General features: G+C 59.3%; 14 protein-coding genes. 12 read left to right on the top strand and 2 right to left on the bottom strand.

Annotation, left to right across the window (positions count from 1 at the left end; all coding sequences use genetic code 11):
• Positions 1-15 precede the first annotated feature (15 nt).
• The 7 genes from ACR0LF_RS17870 (at position 16) to mdoH (ending at position 9,504) form a co-directional block, all read left to right on the top strand.
• Positions 16-474 (top strand): DUF302 domain-containing protein, encoded by a 459-nt coding sequence (locus ACR0LF_RS17870; RefSeq protein WP_480572965.1) that lies wholly within the window; start codon positions 16-18, stop codon positions 472-474.
• Between the two features lie 79 nt (positions 475-553).
• A complete protein-coding gene (locus ACR0LF_RS17865) occupies positions 554-2,173 on the top strand; it encodes a thiamine pyrophosphate-binding protein (protein WP_480572962.1) in 1,620 nt (539 codons plus the stop codon).
• Positions 2,160-3,344, top strand: coding sequence for a CaiB/BaiF CoA transferase family protein (locus ACR0LF_RS17860; RefSeq protein ID WP_480572959.1), 1,185 nt, complete (start codon positions 2,160-2,162; stop codon positions 3,342-3,344). Before ACR0LF_RS17865 ends, ACR0LF_RS17860 begins: the two co-directional genes overlap by 14 nt.
• A gap of 179 nt (positions 3,345-3,523) precedes the next feature.
• A complete protein-coding gene (locus ACR0LF_RS17855; RefSeq protein WP_480572956.1) occupies positions 3,524-4,894 on the top strand; it encodes a tetratricopeptide repeat protein in 1,371 nt (456 codons plus the stop codon).
• Between the two features lie 28 nt (positions 4,895-4,922).
• Positions 4,923-6,140 (top strand): OpgC family protein, encoded by a 1,218-nt coding sequence (locus ACR0LF_RS17850; RefSeq protein WP_480572953.1) that lies wholly within the window; start codon positions 4,923-4,925, stop codon positions 6,138-6,140.
• Entirely contained in the window at positions 6,137-7,636 is a 1,500-nt protein-coding gene (locus ACR0LF_RS17845) for an OpgD/OpgG family glucan biosynthesis protein (RefSeq protein ID WP_480572949.1), read from the top strand. Before ACR0LF_RS17850 ends, ACR0LF_RS17845 begins: the two co-directional genes overlap by 4 nt.
• On the top strand, positions 7,633-9,504 hold the full coding sequence (mdoH, locus tag ACR0LF_RS17840; RefSeq protein WP_480572946.1) for a glucans biosynthesis glucosyltransferase MdoH: 1,872 nt from the start codon (positions 7,633-7,635) through the stop codon (positions 9,502-9,504). The genes ACR0LF_RS17845 and mdoH overlap by 4 nt, the downstream gene beginning before the upstream one ends.
• Here mdoH and ACR0LF_RS17835 read toward each other — a convergent pair whose 3' ends face one another.
• Both ACR0LF_RS17835 and ACR0LF_RS17830 read right to left on the bottom strand, forming a co-directional pair.
• Entirely contained in the window at positions 9,505-10,329 is an 825-nt protein-coding gene (locus ACR0LF_RS17835) for a CE1 family esterase (RefSeq protein ID WP_480572943.1), read from the bottom strand.
• Positions 10,326-10,799 carry a rhodanese-like domain-containing protein gene (locus ACR0LF_RS17830; protein ID WP_480572940.1) on the bottom strand — a complete coding sequence of 158 codons (474 nt, stop codon included), beginning with the start codon at positions 10,797-10,799 and terminating at the stop codon, positions 10,326-10,328. The genes ACR0LF_RS17835 and ACR0LF_RS17830 overlap by 4 nt, the downstream gene beginning before the upstream one ends.
• Before the next feature lie 223 nt (positions 10,800-11,022).
• Here ACR0LF_RS17830 and ACR0LF_RS17825 point away from each other — a divergent pair, with 223 nt between their 5' ends.
• From ACR0LF_RS17825 to ACR0LF_RS17805, 5 genes are read left to right on the top strand one after another with little or no spacing between them, the layout of a single operon-like run.
• Positions 11,023-13,893: a monovalent cation/H+ antiporter subunit A gene (locus ACR0LF_RS17825; protein ID WP_480572937.1), complete on the top strand. Its 2,871-nt coding sequence runs from the start codon at positions 11,023-11,025 to the stop codon at positions 13,891-13,893.
• A complete protein-coding gene (locus ACR0LF_RS17820; RefSeq protein ID WP_480572934.1) occupies positions 13,893-14,252 on the top strand; it encodes a Na+/H+ antiporter subunit C in 360 nt (119 codons plus the stop codon). The genes ACR0LF_RS17825 and ACR0LF_RS17820 overlap by 1 nt, the downstream gene beginning before the upstream one ends.
• The gene (locus ACR0LF_RS17815) at positions 14,249-15,793 is read left to right on the top strand and encodes a monovalent cation/H+ antiporter subunit D (protein WP_480572931.1); all 1,545 of its coding nucleotides are present in this window, start codon (positions 14,249-14,251) and stop codon (positions 15,791-15,793) included. Before ACR0LF_RS17820 ends, ACR0LF_RS17815 begins: the two co-directional genes overlap by 4 nt.
• Entirely contained in the window at positions 15,793-16,290 is a 498-nt protein-coding gene (locus ACR0LF_RS17810) for a Na+/H+ antiporter subunit E (protein ID WP_480572928.1), read from the top strand. Before ACR0LF_RS17815 ends, ACR0LF_RS17810 begins: the two co-directional genes overlap by 1 nt.
• Positions 16,287-16,556, top strand: a complete 270-nt coding sequence (locus ACR0LF_RS17805) for a K+/H+ antiporter subunit F (RefSeq protein WP_480572925.1) — start codon at positions 16,287-16,289, stop codon at positions 16,554-16,556. The genes ACR0LF_RS17810 and ACR0LF_RS17805 overlap by 4 nt, the downstream gene beginning before the upstream one ends.
• Positions 16,557-16,559 lie beyond the last annotated feature (3 nt).

Genomic DNA, 16,559 nt, shown 5'->3' with positions numbered 1-16,559 from the left:
ATCGGAGACGTGATGATGAAAGCCTTCGTTCCCCTGCTCTGCCTGACCGCCTTGCCTGTCTGGGCGCAGGACGCGCCCGAGGGCTGGGCCGTGTACCCGACTGACAAACCCTATGCCGAACTGGTCGATGCCACCAAAGCAGCGATCAAGGAAAACGGATTAATCGTCGTGACACAGGCAGGCCCGACCAAGGCGGCTGCCGCGCGCGGGATCACCATTCCGGGCAACCGGGTAATCGGGGCATTCAACAACGACTTTGCAGTGCGGGTGCTGGAAACATCGACCCACGCCATGATCGAAGCGCCGGTCCGCTTTTATGTCACTGAAAATGAGGACGGAACCGCAACCCTGTCCTACAAAACGCCCAGCTTTGTCTTTGCCCCTTACGCATCGGAAGGCGGACAGGATTTGCTGGAAATCGCCGCAGAACTTGACACAAAGTTTCAATCTGTCGCCGAAGACGCAGTCAAATAGTCACACTGACGTGATCCACCTTGCGTCCGGGAGCGTCCTCCGCAATCTGCTTCGAAACGGTTTTTTCGGAGCATGACTGATGCAGGACCCCTCGCCCCGCGCTGCGGATCTTCTGGCCCAACGGCTGTATGAAGCGGGGTGCCGCCACGCTTTCGGGATGCCCGGGGGCGAGGTGCTGACGCTGGTGGATGCGCTGGAAAAGGCAGGCATTACTTTTCATCTGACCAAGCACGAGAACTCTGCCGGGTTCATGGCCGAGGCCGTGCATCATCGCGACGGCGCGCCTGCAATTCTGGTGGCCACGTTGGGTCCGGGCGCAATGAACGGCATCAACGTGGTGGCCAATGCGTTGCAGGACCGGGTGCCGATGATCGTGTTGACCGGCTGTGTCGATGCGGATGAGGCGCTGACCTATACGCATCAGGTCATGGATCACGCACAAGTCTATCGCTCGATCACCAAGGGCACCTACACTCTGACCGCCAAAGGTGCGGATGTCGTGGCCGACAAGGCGGTGTCGCTGGCCATGCAACCGCGCCCCGGCCCGGTTCATATCGATGTTCCGATCTCGGTTGCCGACACGCCTGTGACCGGCGTGAAACGCCGCCGCCTTGCCAAGATCGCTCCGGTAAGCCCCGGTGGAGAATGTCTGGAAAAGGCCCGTCGTTGGGTGGCCGAGGCCGAACGCCCCTTCGCCATTATCGGTCTGGATGTCCTCTATGACGACTCGCGCTGCGTGGTGCGGGCATTCTTGGAACATTTCGGCATTCCCTTTGTGACAACCTACAAAGCCAAAGGCGTGGTGCCCGAGGATCACCCCTTGTGTCTGGGCGGTGCTGGCCTGTCCCCGTTGGCTGACAAACATCTGGTGCCTTTGGTCGAACAATCGGATCTGGTGCTGTGTCTGGGATATGATCCCATCGAAATGCGCCCCGGCTGGCGTGAGATCTGGGATCCTGACGAAAAGCGCGTCATCGATATCTCTGCCGTGATCAACGATCACTACATGCATCAGGCGGGGCTGAATCTGGTGGCTGATACCGGCGAGACGTTGGAAGCCATTGCCAAAGGCAATCCTGCGCGCGCGACCTGGCCGAATGGCGAGCCCACTCAAGTCAAGGCCGCACTGGCGCAGGTCTTCCCCACTGACGACGATTGGGGACCCGCCGCGATCATCGCCGAAACCCGTGCAATTCTGCCATCTGAGACACTAGCCACTGCCGACAGCGGTGCGCATCGTATTTTGCTGAGCCAGATGTGGGATTGCAGCGAGGAACGCGGGCTGATCCAATCCTCGGCGCTTTGCACCATGGGCTGCGCGGTTCCTATGGCAATCGGCCTGAAGCTGGCCGAGCCCGACCGCCCGGTGATCAGCTTCTCTGGCGATGCCGGATTCCTGATGGTCGCCGGAGAATTGTCGACGGCGGCTGAAATGGGCGGCAATCCGATCTTTCTGGTTTTCGTCGACGCCAGCCTTGCACTGATCGAGTTGAAACAACGCCAACGTCAGATGGGCAACACGGGCGTGGATTTCGGCCATCATGACTTCGCGGCTATGGGCCGGGCCTTTGGCGGCAATGGTCACACTGTCCGCAATCGGACAGAGTTGCGCACAGCGCTCGAAGCTGCTGTAAAAGCCGAGACATTTACCGTCATTGCTGCTGAAATCGAGCGTGGAGGCTATGATGGCCGCATCTGAGGGTCCGCTGAAGGGCGTCAAGGTTCTGGATCTAAGCCGCATTCTGGCGGGACCCACCTGCACGCAATTGCTGGGCGATCTGGGCGCAAGCGTCATCAAGATTGAAAACCCCGCCACCGGTGGCGATGACACGAGGCAATGGGGCCCGCCCTATGTTACGGATGCCGAGGGCAGCCGCTCGGACCTGAGCGCCTATTTCATGTCGGCCAACCGCAACAAGAAATCCGTCGCGCTGGATATTGCCACTGCCGAAGGTCAGGCCGAGGTCCGTCGGCTGGCATCACACGCGGATATTCTGATCGAGAACTTCAAACCCGGCGGTTTGGCCAAATACGGGCTCGATTACGCCACGCTGTCGCAAGAGTTTCCAAGCCTTGTTTACTGCTCGATCTCGGGCTATGGCCAAACCGGGCCGAATTCCAGCAAGCCCGGCTATGACCTGATGGCGCAGGGCTATGGCGGGATCATGTCACTGACCGGCGACCCCGAAGGCGCACCGATGAAAGTGGGCGTTGGCATCGCGGATGTGATGTGCGGCATGTATGCGAGCGTTGGGATTCTCGCCGCACTGCGCCACCGGGACCTGACGGGTGAAGGCCAGCAGATCGATCTGGCGCTGGTGGATGCGCAGATTGCGTGGCTGATCAATGAGGGCGTGAATTATCTGACCTCGGGCAATGTCCCGCAACGGCGCGGCAATGGGCACCCGAATATTGTGCCCTATGACGTCTATGAAACCGCCGACGGGCATGTGATTCTCGCGGTCGGAAATGACGGGCAGTTCAGGAAGCTTTGCAGTTTCATCAATCAGTCTGAGCTGGCCGACGATCCCAGATTCGCGACCAATCCTGCCCGGCTGGAACACCGCGATGCGCTGAACGCTGTACTGCGTCCTGCCGTCAAGGCGCTGGACACGAAGGCCGTTATTTCTGGTCTTGAAGCTGTCAAAGTACCCGTTGGCCCGGTTCAGTCGCTGGATCAGGTTTTTGACACAGATCAGGTGGCTGCGCGGCAGATGCAGATCGCCATGCAAGCCCAGCCGGGTCAGGTCAACCTAATCGGGAATCCCCTGAACATGTCTCGCACGCCTGTAACATATCGCAGCGCTCCACCGGTCTGCGGGGCGGATACCGAGGCCGTTCTGAACGCTGAAAACCCGTTCGAGGATTGAAATACTTGCACATTTAGGCGGCAAGTTGCTGAAACATGCCCTTGAATCGGCGGTTTTTTTCGCCTTTTACGCACACGTCATTTCACCAATTCGAGAGCAGGGTCGATACTGTTACGCCCCTCTCGCACACTCTGTTACATCGAACAGTGTCAAATATCGCAATCAGATTGGACCCAAGTATGAAACAAGACGTTTTTGGACAGATGAACACCCTGACCCAGCCGGCAGCTGTCGACGCGTGGAATGGTGTTCTGCTTGGGTTCATGGCTCATGCCGCTGTCACCCCGCAGCATTTGGGCAAAGTGCTGGAGCTTGAGCCCGACTTTGCGCTGGGTCACGCGATCAAAGGTCTGTTCATGGCACTGCTTGGGCGGCGCGAGATGATGGCGGTTGCGGTTGACGCACTGACGACGGCCAACGCTGCGATGGAACGTCAGCCCATCACCGCACGCGAGCGTTTGTATGTGGATTCGCTGGCCCTCTATCTGGCGGGACAACAGACGCAGGCGGTACAGAAATTCGAAGCGATCCTGCGCGATCACCCGCAGGACACGCTGGCGATGAAGCTGAGCCACGCAACCCGCTTTGTTCTGGGCGACGCCGAAGGGATGCGCCGCTCGATCGAGCGGGTCATGCCTGCTTATGAACCGGATCACCCGGGTCGCGGCTATCTGCTGGGCTGCCATTCCTTTGCGCTGGAGGAAACCGGCGCGTACGAGAAGGCCGAGATCGCGGGCCGACAGGCACTATGGATGGTGTCCGATGACGCCTGGGGCCTGCATGCGGTGGCGCACGTGCACGAGATGACAGGCAATGCGCAGCTGGGCCTTGATTGGCTGGCCGGGCGTGAAGACGCCTGGGCGCATTGCAACAACTTCCGCTATCACGTCTGGTGGCACAAGGCGCTGATGCATCTGGATCTGGGTCAGGTCGATCAGGTGATGGAGCTGTATGACGCCCATATTCGCAAGGACAAAACCGACGACTACCGGGACATCTCTAACGCGACATCGCTGCTGTCCCGGCTGGAGCTCGAAGGCGTAAATGTCGGAAACCGCTGGGAAGAACTGGCCGATCTGAGCGCTGCGCGTACCGAAGACGGCTGCCTGATCTTCGCCGATCTGCATTACCTGCTGGCGCTGACCGGTGACAACCGCGCCGATGCCACCGCCAAGATGCTGAACCGCATGAACAAGGATGCGGCGCGCGCCGCGGACGACATGACCCGCCGCATGGCAGACCCGGGCGTCTCGGCTGCCATGGGGCTCGAGGCATTTGGTGATGGCCACTATGGCATGGCGTTTGATCATCTGCTAGCAGCGCGCGGCTCTATGCAACTGGCTGGTGGCAGCCACGCGCAACGTGATGTATTTGAACGCATTACCATCGACTCCGGTCTGCGCGCGGGTCGCCTGGACGCGGTGGAACGCATTCTTGATGACCGCCGCGCCAAGCGTGCTGGGGGTGAAGACAATTACGCCATCGCACGCCGCGCCCTGATCGATGCGGCCCGCGACAGCGGCGACGTCCAAAGCGTCCCCGCCGAATAACAAGAAGACCAAGAAGGACAGAAAACGTATGGCGACCATATCGCCCGCTTCTGATTTTGTACCCGCTGCGGCCCCGGCCGCAGCCCCCGCCCGTGCGCGCGATCCGCGGCTGGATTTCTATCGCGGCATCGCGATGTTCATCATCCTGATCGCCCATATCCCCAATGATCCCTGGGCCAAATGGATTCCCGCGCGGTTCGGTTATTCCGATGCCACCGAGATCTTTGTGTTCTGTTCAGGCATGGCCTCGGCCATCGCCTTTGGTGGGGCCTTTCTGCGCAAAGGCTGGTGGATGGGCACTGCCCGTGTGGCCTATCGCATCTGGCAAGTCTATTGGGCGCATATTGCCCTGTTCTTCTTTGTGGCAATGACCATGGCCGCGCTGGATCAGACCGGCGCGTTCGAGAAAACATATGTCTCGTCCCTGAATCTGCAGCATTTCTTCAACGATCCTGCACCGCAGTTGGTCGGGATTTTCACGCTAACCTATGTGCCGAACTACTTTGACATTCTGCCGATGTATCTAGTGGTACTGGCGCTGATGCCGCTTTACATGGCGCTTTACCGCGTCAGTTTTTGGCTGATGGCCGCGGTTTGCGTGGCGATCTGGTTCATCGCTCAGACCGGTGCGCTGGCCCTTCCGGCCGAGCCGTGGTCCGAACGTCAGTGGTTCTTCAACCCGTTCGGCTGGCAATTGCTGTTCTTCACCGGCTTTGCATTCATGCGAGGTTGGATTCCTGCGCCACCGGTCTCGAAGGTATTGATCTGGGCTGCCGCCTTGTTCCTGATCCTGTCCGCCCCGTTCGGATCGTGGAAGGTCTTTACCTGGATCAACAACGCAGCGCCCGAGCTTGGCGCGATGATCCGTCCGGGCTGGCCCCTGACCGAAGATCTGCGCGGGAAGACCGAGTTCGGCCTGCTGCGCTATATCCACTTCCTTTCGCTGGCCTATCTGGGTTGGGTCGCCGCGGGTGAGCATGGCCACCGCCTGATCGCCACCGGTCACGGGCTGGGCGCGCGTGTCTGGCAGTTTCTGCTGACCGTCATCACCAAGGTCGGCCAGCAATCCCTTGCCGTCTTTGTATTTTCCATGGCCGCAGCCCGTTTGATCGGCGTTGCACTGGATCAGACTGGGCGGGATGTTGCCAGTGTTTTCGTCGCCAACATGATTGGCTTTGCGATGATCATCGGCGTTGCCTATTTGGCAGCTTGGTTCAAGTCACAACCCTGGAAGTCGAAGAAATGAATTTTACCCGTCGCGCATTCCTCGCCTCGACGACCGCCCTGGCCCTTGCCCCGTCCGCCTATGCGACGGGCGGCGAAGTGCCGTTTGACCGCAACTACGTGGTTGAGATGGCGCGTAATCTGGCCAGCCGTCCTTATGCGGAACGCGAGATGGTGCCGCAGGAGTGGCAGGACCTGACCTATCAGCAGTATCGCTCGATCCGGTTCCGGTTGGACCGTGCGCTTTGGTATGAAACCGAGACGCCGTTCAACGTCGATTTTTTCACCCCCGGTCTGTATTTCCCCCGCACCGTGAAAGTGGAAACGGTTGAGAATGGCATGACCACTCCGGTCGCCTTCGACCTGGAGATGTTCGACAAGTCCGAAGACGTTCCTCAACTGCCCATTGACGACACGCTGGGCTTTTCCGGTCTGCGCCTGCGGACCGAGATGCATCGCCCCGGCAAGACAGATGAATTCTGCGTCTGGCAGGGGGCCAGCTATTTCCGTGCCATCGGCCTGCACGAGGTTTACGGCCTGTCCGCGCGTGGTCTGGCGCTGAAAACCGGTGACCCGGATGGAGAGGAATTCCCCGAATTCATCCGCTTCTGGCTGGAGCGCCCCGAGCCCGGCCAGCGCAATATGGTCGTGCATGCTTTGATGGACAGCCCCAGCGTGACCGGTGCCTACCGCTTCAACGTCACCGCGGGTGCAGATTGCATTATGGATGTTGAGGCTACGCTGTTCCCGCGAGAAGAACTGCCCCATGTCGGTATCGCGCCCGGAACGTCGATGTTCCTGTTCGATCAGACCAACCACAGCCGGTTCGACGACTTCCGCCCTGCAGTGCATGACAGCGACGGGCTGCTGGTGCGCAATGGTGCTGGCGAAGTGCTGTGGCGGCCATTGGCCAACCCGACCCGCCTGCAGATTTCTTCCTTCGTGGATACGAACCCGCGCGGTTTTGGTCTGATGCAACGCAAGCGTGAGTTCTCGGACTACGCTGATCTTGAGGCGAACTATCACAAGCGCCCCGGCCTTTGGGTCGAACCTAATGGCGATTGGGGCAAAGGCACCGTGACATTGGTCGAGATTCCGGCCGATCAGGAAATCTATGACAACATCGTCGCATATTGGCGCCCGGCTGAACCCTATGCGGCTGGCAGCCAAGTCGACCTGTCCTATCGTCTGATCTGGGGGGAGGAGCCTCAGCGAACGCCGATGCCACGCGTCATCAACACTGCGATGGGCGAAAACACCTTCGGCGAGGGTCGCCTGGCTGTCATCGACTTTGAAAACAGCGAATTGTTCGACGACATCGATACGATCACGATCTTTGTGGATTCGCCTCATGCCGAAACATCGGAAGGGGTTTTGCAACGCAACCCTGACACTGGCGGTTTGCGGCTGGCCTTCTCGTTCCAGCCGGGCGAGCGGAACCATGTCGAGCTGCGCGCGCAATTGCTGAAAGACAAACAGCCTGCCTCTGAGGTCTGGCTATACCGTTGGACCACATGAACCACGATCTGCATATCATGCCGCCCGAGGCCCCTCTGGCGATGCCCGCGCAGAATTTCGGCGCGCGGTTCCGGGATGCAGGTGCGCCATCCGACCAGCGCAGGTCGTCTGCCGGTTTCTGGCGCGCGTTGGCCTTTTCACCGGCCATGGCCGCCACTCTGGCCCTGCTTTGGGTCATGAGCGACTGGTTCGGCGCAGAAGGCATCAACGTTGTCGAAGGCATTCTGCTGGCCCTGATCTCATTCAACTTCTTCTGGATTTCCTTCACCGTCTGTACGGTTCTGTTGGGCATGGTGTCGCTGTCCAGACAGGAACGCCCCGAGCGCAAGTCCGGCGCGCAACCCCTTCGGGTGGCCCTGCTGACCCCGGTTTACAACGAGGTCCCGTGGAACGTGCTGGGCAACGCCCGCACCATGCTGGAGGATCTGCAGACCCGCAGTGGTCAGCACCACTATGCCATGTTCATCCTGTCCGACACGCGCGACCCTGAGATTGCGGCACAGGAACAAGCCAGTGTCGAAGCGCTGCGCACCACGCTGGCACCGGGGCTGGAGCTGTACTATCGCCGCCGTGAACAGAATACCGACCGCAAGGTGGGCAATATCGCCGACTGGGTCAGCCGCTGGGGCGCGGATTGGGATGCCATGCTGGTTCTGGATGCCGACAGCCTGATGACCGGGCGCGCGATCTATCGCCTGACCGATGCGCTGGCCCGCGATCCGGGGGCTGGCCTGATCCAAAGCTACCCGCAACTGATTGGTGCTCAATCGGTCTTTGCCCGGATGCAGCAGTTTGCCAATGGCGTCTATGGCATCGCATTTGCCGAAGGTCTGGCGCGTTGGTGCGGGCAAGAGGGCAACTATTGGGGCCACAACGCAATCATTCGCACCAAGGCCTTTGCAACCAGCGCTGGTCTGCCCAAGCTTCGTTCACTCAGCGGTCAGGACAAGCTGATCATGAGCCACGATTTCGTTGAGGCCGGATTGCTACGCCGTGCCGGATGGGCCGTTCGGTTCCTGCCGCGCATTCGCGGATCTTACGAAGAAACGCCGCCCACCCTCATCGACCATGCCATGCGGGATCGCCGATGGTGTCAGGGCAATTTGCAGCACCTGAAACTGCTGGGATCGACCGGGTTCCGGGCCGTGTCGCGCTTTCACATGTTCCATGGCGCGGTCGGGTATCTGATGTCTCCGCTGTGGTTCGCCCTGCTGTTGATGTGGGCGCTGATCGGTCAGGGTCAGGATGCATCTGTCCTGCATTATTTCAGCCCCGACAACCCTCTGTTCCCGCAGTGGCCTGAGATGTCGGAAACCCGGCATGTGCTGATCATTCTGGTCATGTATGCGATGCTGCTGGCCCCCAAGGTTCTGGGCGTTCTGGCCCTGCCGCTCAGCGGTGTGCGCTATGACGATTTTGGTGGTGGGCGCAAATTCCTGACCTCGTTCCTGGCCGAAGTTCTGCTGTCGATCCTGTACGCTCCGATCCTGATGGTGCAGCAGATGATCGCCGTGTTCCGCACTGCCTTCGGTATTCAACGGGGTTGGTCGCCTCAGGCCCGCGACGGCGGCACCTATGGTCTGCGCACGCTGATCCTGTGCCATGCGCTTGAAACCGTCAGTGGCGTCGCGCTGAGTGTCGGTATTCTGTCCGGTCTGGTATCGGTCTGGCTGGCCCCGATTGCTATCAGCCTAGCGCTGGCTATCCCGCTCTCTGCGCTCAGTGGTGTATCGGCAGGAGCCGCGCGTAGAATGGTTGGAATGCGAGAAGATTTCAGCGAACCCGCGATCACCCGATCAGCCCGCCGCTATCGTGACGAGTTGAAACGGCTGGTCGAAGGCAAAGGCAACATGACCCCGGCAGAATAGTTAGCTGCCGGGAAGCCCTTCGTACCAATCGACAATCATGTTGGCCCAGCCAGTTGGAACTGTGTGCCCGCCGGGGAACAGTGCAAATTCCAGCGCGCTGCCTTCGGCACAGGTGGTCCAGCGACGGCGCATGAAATCACCTGTTGTGCTGAACCCGGCTGGTTTGTGATCGACGCAGCCATTTGCGTTGCGCCAAATTTCCAAACCCGCATAGATATCGCCCTGCTGAAAACGCCCACCGCCCAGCAAGCGTCCCTCCAGCGGAACCACATTGTCGGTCCAACCGTGGGTGTGGAACATGCGGATCGGGCCCGCGCAAGATTCCGGATGCGGGCGCCAGAACCCGCCGGACACTGGAACATAAGCCGAGAATGTGTCGGGGGCATCGCAAGCCAGATAGTTGACCATGAAGGCACCGGCGGAAAACCCGCCCAACAAGACACGGTCGGCGTCTATCCCAAATCGTTCCGCCGCGTCCTGAACCACTTCGGACAGAAAGGCGGTTTCGTCCCGTTCGCCAAATCCGGGATAAAAGTTCCAGCTTTTGGTTCCGCCCCGGTCAGGTCGTTCAAGACCTTCGGGGGCCATCACCGCATAGCCGCGCTCCAACAGCGGTTCGACCATACCGCGATTACGCATTGTACCGGACCCGCTGCCGCCGTACCCATGCAAGAACACCACCATCGGCGCATTGTCCGCATCGGGCAGTTCGATGTGATACGCGCCCATCGGCGTCTCGCAAACGCCTTGCTGATCGGCACACGCGGCAAAAGTTGCCTGCCCGGCAATTGCAAAGGCAGCCGCAACGCTGAATTCACGGATCATCCTGCATCCTCATTGTACTTACGAACCGGTAGCCCGGCCCTGACCCATCCCGGCCCCGCAGCCGAGCCCAACATCCCTTCCGGCACGTCAATGATATTGGTAAATCCCGCCTCGATCAGGCGGTTGCTCAGACGGGCAGAGCGTACACCGCGCGCGCAGATCAGAGCAACAGGAGTTGCCTGATCACCGCCGGTCAACTGGGTCAGCGCGTCGACGAAATCTTCACGCCGCATATCCAGTGGAACAGCGCCTTCGCCAATGCCCGAAGCGCGCCATTCCCGCGGCGTGCGGATGTCAAGCAACAGAATACGTCGGTCTGCGGCCTGTTCATGGGCCGCAGCTACGCTGATCCGGCCACCGCTGTGGTTTTCGGGGATCAGGCGGTATTCCCTGATCGCAAACCCGGCTGCAACCGCCGCACATCCGCCGATCACCACCCACCTGCGGGTTCGGTTCACTTGCTCGGCCAATTTGCAACCTCCTGTTCGCTGTTGGTGGTTCTAACACAAATGGGCTGAAACGGACGCACTGAAACACCATGACAAGATCAAGATCGCGTCATTACCTCGTCGCTTTGCCGATTGTGCCAAAGACCCATTAGGACTCTGTAAAAAAGTTACAATATCTGGACAGTCGAGAAAATATCCTTACAAAATTGGCTTCACCCTGACCGCTCAGACCGGAGTATCGCACTTGTCCCTATTCCTTATCGCGGCCCTTCCCTTTCTTGGCGCTGTGTTCCCCGCCTTGCTGATCCGCGCAGGCCGGAACGCAGCCGCGTCCGCAGCCGGGTTGACCACATTCCTGGCCCTGATGGGTCTGCTGATCCACATCCCTTCGGTCATGCGCGGAGACGTCGTGACCGCTCGGTTCGACTGGATACCGGGGCTGGGCCTGAACGCAAATTTCATGCTGGACGGGTTGGGTTTCCTGTTTGCCTTGCTGATCCTCGGCATCGGGATGCTGATCATCCTTTACGCCCGGTTTTATCTGTCGCGCGAAGATCCGATGGGGCAGTTCTATACCTATCTTTTGCTGTTTCAGGGCGCGATGGTCGGGATTGTCCTGTCCGATAACATCTTGCTTTTGCTTATTTTCTGGGAACTAACATCGCTGAGTTCATTCCTGCTGATCGGCTATTGGAAGCACCTGCCCGAAGGTCGTCAGGGCGCTCGCATGGCGCTGGCCGTGACCGGGTCCGGAGGTCTGGCGATGATCGCCGGGATGCTGATCCTCGGTAATATCGTGGGATCGTTCGACCTCAGCGTTATTCTGCAGAACAAAGAACTGATCCAGGCTTCGCCCTATTACCTGCCTGCGCTGATCCTGATCCTGCTGGGCTGTTTCACCAAGTCGGCGCAGTTCCCGTTCCATTTCTGGCTGCCGCACGCCATGGCCGCGCCGACGCCCGTGTCGGCCTATCTGCACTCGGCCACGATGGTGAAAGCGGGGCTGTTCCTGATGGCCCGCATGTGGCCGGTTCTGGCCGGAACCGAGGCCTGGTTCTACATTGTAGCCACAACTGGACTGATCACCATGCTGATCGGCGCTGCGATTGCGTTGTTCAAGGACGACCTGAAGGCGCTGCTGGCGTTTTCGACCGTGTCGCATCTGGGCCTGATCACCATGCTGCTGGGCTTTGGCACCAAGATCGCCGCCGTCGCCGCAGTGTTCCACATCATCAACCACGCGACCTTCAAGGCCGCCTTGTTCATGACGGCCGGGATCGTGGACCATGAAACCGGCACGCGCGACATCAAAAGGCTGGGCGGTTTGCGCCACCTCATGCCAATCACTTTTACCATTGGTACGATTGCCGCGCTGTCCATGGCAGGTCTGCCGCCACTGAACGGGTTCCTGTCGAAAGAGATGATGCTTGAGGAAACTGTCCACACCACGTGGCTGAATTCGCATTATCTGGTTCCCGGGCTGGCTCTGCTGGCGGCATTGTTCTCTGCAGCTTACTCCTTCCGCTTTGTCAGTCACGTCTTCCTCGGCCCGCAGCGGAACGATTACCCGGGCCATCCGCATGATCCGCCCGTTGGATTGTGGATCGCACCCGCGTTTCTGGTCGTGCTCGTGATCCTGATTGGGCTTTATTCTGCTGCCATTGTCGGCCCACTGGTCGCAGTGGTGTCCAGCGCGGTGATTGGCGGCGAAAAGCTTCCTTACTATTCCCTGAAACTCTGGCATGGCTTCACACCGGCGCTTTACATGTCAGCGGTAGCCACGCTGGGCGGTTTGTTCCTGCTGGCGCTGCACAAGCGGGGTGAGCAGATCTGGAACGCCCTGCCCCGCCCCGAGGCCAAGCAAATCTTTGAAGCCATCATAGAAGCGCTGACCAGACTGAGCCGCTGGATCACCGATGAGATGCACAATGGCGTCCTCAGCCGCTATGCGATCATCTTCGTCGCCTTTACCGTTGGTCTTGGTTATTACGCCTATTCCACAGGTACCATTGGCGTTGAAACCCGCGTTCCTCTGCCTGCACAGATCATCCCGATCATCGGCTGGATCTGCCTGGTTGGCGCGACACTGGGCATCATGTGGTTCCACCGCAACCGCCTGTTGTCGCTGGTATTGATCGGTGTCGTTGGCCTGATCGTTTCGGTTGCGTTCAACTATCTTTCGGCCCCTGACCTTGCGCTGACGCAGATCTCGGTCGAGGTGGTGACGATGATCCTGTTGCTGCTGTCGCTGAATTTCCTTCCAACCGAGACGCCCTGGGACAGTTCGGCCGCACGACGTTGGCGGGATGCAGCGATTTCCGTCGTGGCGGGCCTTGGTACCGGTGCGCTGATCTATGCGATGATGATGCGCGATTTCGCTTTCCCGACGATTTCAGACTTCCATCTGGCCAATTCCTATAAAGGCGGCGGCGGCACCAATGTGGTCAATGTAATCCTTGTCGACTTCCGGGGCTTTGATACGTTTGGCGAGATCATCGTGCTTGGCATCGCTGCACTGATCATCTTTGCGCTGACGGAATCCGTTCTCAGCACCAATGTCCGCAGCTATCTGCTGAATCGCAAACCGCATTGGCCGCAATCGGGCGACTCGCATCCGCTGATGATGGTTGTCGTAACCCGCGTGATGATGCCGATTGCACTGATGGTCGGGGCCTACATCTTCTTCCGCGGCCACAACCAGCCCGGAGGTGGTTTTATCGCCGGTCTGATCGTAGCCATCGCCTATCTGATGCAATACATGGCCAGCGGCTACACCTGGGCGATTGAACGGCAGAGGTTCTACTATCACGGCACCATCGGCTGGGGCGTTCTGATCGCCGCTGCAACCGGACTGGGCGCATGGTTCAATGAACGTCCCTTCCTGACCAGTGATTTCGGCTATATCAACTGGCCGCCGCTGGAAGAGTTTGAATGGGCCACGGCCATGCTGTTTGACACCGGTGTCTTCCTTGCGGTTCTGGGGGCGGTAATGCTGGCGCTGGACAGCCTGTCCCGCTTTGCGTGGCAACCGGGAATGGCTCAGGAATTCCCGATGGATATCAACCCATTGCGGGATGATCCCCGGGAAGAAAAACAAGAGAAGGAGCAGGCCTGATGGAAGCGCTCGTAGCCTCTGCCGTCGGCATTATGACCGCTGCCGGGATTTTCCTGATCCTGCGCCGCCGGACATTCCCGGTCATTCTGGGCCTATCTTTGATCACATACGCGGTGAACGTGTTCCTGTTCGCGACCGGACGGCTGGCTTTGAACGCGCCAGCGGTTCTGAACAAATACAAAGAGGTGCCCTATACCGATCCGCTGCCGCAGGCGCTGGTCCTGACGGCCATCGTGATTTCCTTCGGGATGACTGCTGTGATCGTGATGATCTCGCTCAGCGCCTATCTGTCCGCCAAGGATGACCATATCGACATGACAGCGCAGGACAGCGTGGACGCACCGGGAGAAGACGCATGAACCATTGGATCGTTGCGCCGATCGTCCTGCCCGCGATCCTGGCCCCGTTCATCATCATGGTCCTGCGATACCATCTGGACTTGCAACGTATCTTCTCGGTCGCCGGTGTTGTGGCCTTGCTGGGGATTGCGCTGACGATTACCGCTCAGGCCTCGGGCGGTGATATTCAAGTTTACGAACTGGGCGACTGGCCCGCCCCTTTTGGTATTGTCATGGTGCTGGACCGCATGTCAGCCATGATGGTTCTGCTGACCGCGCTTCTGGCCTTGCCGATTGTGCTTTATGCCATAGCCTCAGGCTGGGATGACCGGGGCAAACACTTTCACGCGCTGTTCCATTTCCAGCTGATGGGCGTATGCGGGGCCTTCCTGACCGGTGACGCATTTAACCTGTTCGTATTTTTCGAAGTTCTGCTAATTGCCTCTTACGGCCTGATGACCCATGGCGGCGGCGCGGTAAGGCTGAAGGCGGGTGTACAATATGTGGCCTACAACCTGCTGGGCTCGACCCTGTTCCTGTTTGCCCTTGGTACGATCTATGGCGTGACCGGAACACTGAACATGGCGGATATCGCCGTCCGCGTTGCGGAAATTCCGGCCGAAGATACAGCGCTTCTGCGGGTTGGCGCGGTGCTGTTGCTGCTGGTATTCTGTATCAAGGCCGCCGTTCTGCCCCTGCATTTCTGGCTACCTGCCAGCTATGCCAATGCGCCACTCCCGGTTGCGGCCCTGTTCGCAATCATGACCAAAGTCGGAGCCTATTCGATCCTGCGGATGTACACTCTGGCCTTTGGACCGGATGTCGAGGTGACGCAGGGACTGGTGGGCGATTGGCTGCAACCTGCCGCGCTTGTGACCCTCGCGGTCGGAGCAATCGGCATATTGGGATCGCAACACATCGCCCGCATGGTCGCTTTCTGTGCGATTGCGTCCATGGGCACCCTGTTGATCGCAATCGCGCAATTCACGCCCGACGCCACCGCAGCCGCGCTGTATTACGTGTTCCATTCAACACTGGCGACTGCGCTTCTGTTCCTTGTGGCGGATCTGATCATGGAGAGACAGGGCGGAGCCATCGCACCCAAGCCGCCCATGCCGCAAAGCGGGTTGATCGCCTCGTTGTTCTTCGTGGGGGCTATTGCGATGGCAGGAATGCCGCCCCTGTCCGGCTTTGTTGGAAAATTGCTGGTTCTGGACGCTTCGCGGGATGCCTCGGATGCAACGGCGGTCTGGGCGGTCATCCTGATTGGCTCTTTCGTCACCATCGTCGGGCTGGCCCGCGCCGGGACGCTGATCTTCTGGAAAAGCCATGATACTCAGGTTGTACCAATCGACGCGCCTGCAGAAGATGAAGAGGCACCTGAACAGCCCGCACCGGAACTACAACCCGGCCTGGCATTTACCGCCGTGTTCGGGGCGGTTGCAGGGCTGATCCTGTTGACCCTGTTCGCAGGTCCGGCGCTGGAATATACAAGCAAAACCGCAGAGCAGTTGTTTACGCCTGAAAACTACATCTCTGCCGTGTTGGGAGGGGAAGAGTGATGAAACTGCTGCGCCGGATTTTCCCGCACCCTCACCTGTCCTTCCTGCTGACGCTTGTCTGGATGCTGCTGGCAAACAAGCCTTCGCTGAACTCACTGGTCTTTGGCCTGATCCTCGGGATCATCATCCCGTTCATCACGCAGCCCTACTGGCCGGATCGCCCGAAACTGCGCAACTGGCCGATGATCGTCGAATATATGCTTGTCGTGCTCTGGGATATCATCGTCGCGAATGTGACGGTGGCACGGATCATCCTGTTCAAGCGCAATGATGACCGTCACCCCAACTGGATTTGCGTACCTTTGGAACTGCGGACCCCCGAGGCGATCACCGTTCTGGCCGGCACGATCACCATGACACCCGGTACCGTCAGCTGTGATCTGTCGGCACAGGGGCATAACCTGCTGGTCCATTGCCTCGATGCGCCGAACCCGGACGAGGTGCGCGACCAGATCAAGCAGCGCTATGAACGTCGCCTGAAGGAGATTTTCGAATGATCGAATATGCCATCTACTTCGCCTTCGCCTGTTTCGGAGCCGCAATCATGATGTGTCTGTGGCGGATTATCACTGCGGACGGTGTTGGAACCCGCGTTCTGGCACTGGACACGATGGTGATCAACACCATCGCCCTGATGATCCTTTACGGCCTGAACCAGGGCACCGAGATTTTCTTTGAAGCCGCCATGATCATCGCCATGCTGGGCTTTGTCTCAACCGTGGCCTACGCGCGCTTCATGTTGCGCGGCAACATTATCGAGTGAGGG

It is taken from the genome of Ruegeria sp. E8 (genome assembly GCF_056533985.1).
Note: the sequence above shows the minus strand (reverse complement) of the source record. Positions and strands in the feature narration are given on the sequence as shown.

Excerpts from the sequence above, each read along its gene's own strand:
- ACR0LF_RS17870 (WP_480572965.1), top strand. The coding sequence starts at position 16 with ATGAAAGCCTTCGTTCCCCTGCTCTGCCTGACCGCCTTGCCTGTCTGG.
- ACR0LF_RS17865 (WP_480572962.1), top strand. The coding sequence starts at position 554 with ATGCAGGACCCCTCGCCCCGCGCTGCGGATCTTCTGGCCCAACGGCTG.
- ACR0LF_RS17860 (WP_480572959.1), top strand. The coding sequence starts at position 2,160 with ATGGCCGCATCTGAGGGTCCGCTGAAGGGCGTCAAGGTTCTGGATCTA.
- ACR0LF_RS17855 (WP_480572956.1), top strand. The coding sequence starts at position 3,524 with ATGAAACAAGACGTTTTTGGACAGATGAACACCCTGACCCAGCCGGCA.
- ACR0LF_RS17850 (WP_480572953.1), top strand. The coding sequence starts at position 4,923 with ATGGCGACCATATCGCCCGCTTCTGATTTTGTACCCGCTGCGGCCCCG.
- ACR0LF_RS17845 (WP_480572949.1), top strand. The coding sequence starts at position 6,137 with ATGAATTTTACCCGTCGCGCATTCCTCGCCTCGACGACCGCCCTGGCC.
- mdoH (WP_480572946.1), top strand. The coding sequence starts at position 7,633 with ATGAACCACGATCTGCATATCATGCCGCCCGAGGCCCCTCTGGCGATG.
- ACR0LF_RS17835 (WP_480572943.1), bottom strand. The coding sequence starts at position 10,329 with ATGATCCGTGAATTCAGCGTTGCGGCTGCCTTTGCAATTGCCGGGCAG.
- ACR0LF_RS17820 (WP_480572934.1), top strand. The coding sequence starts at position 13,893 with ATGGAAGCGCTCGTAGCCTCTGCCGTCGGCATTATGACCGCTGCCGGG.
- ACR0LF_RS17815 (WP_480572931.1), top strand. The coding sequence starts at position 14,249 with ATGAACCATTGGATCGTTGCGCCGATCGTCCTGCCCGCGATCCTGGCC.
- ACR0LF_RS17810 (WP_480572928.1), top strand. The coding sequence starts at position 15,793 with ATGAAACTGCTGCGCCGGATTTTCCCGCACCCTCACCTGTCCTTCCTG.
- ACR0LF_RS17805 (WP_480572925.1), top strand. The coding sequence starts at position 16,287 with ATGATCGAATATGCCATCTACTTCGCCTTCGCCTGTTTCGGAGCCGCA.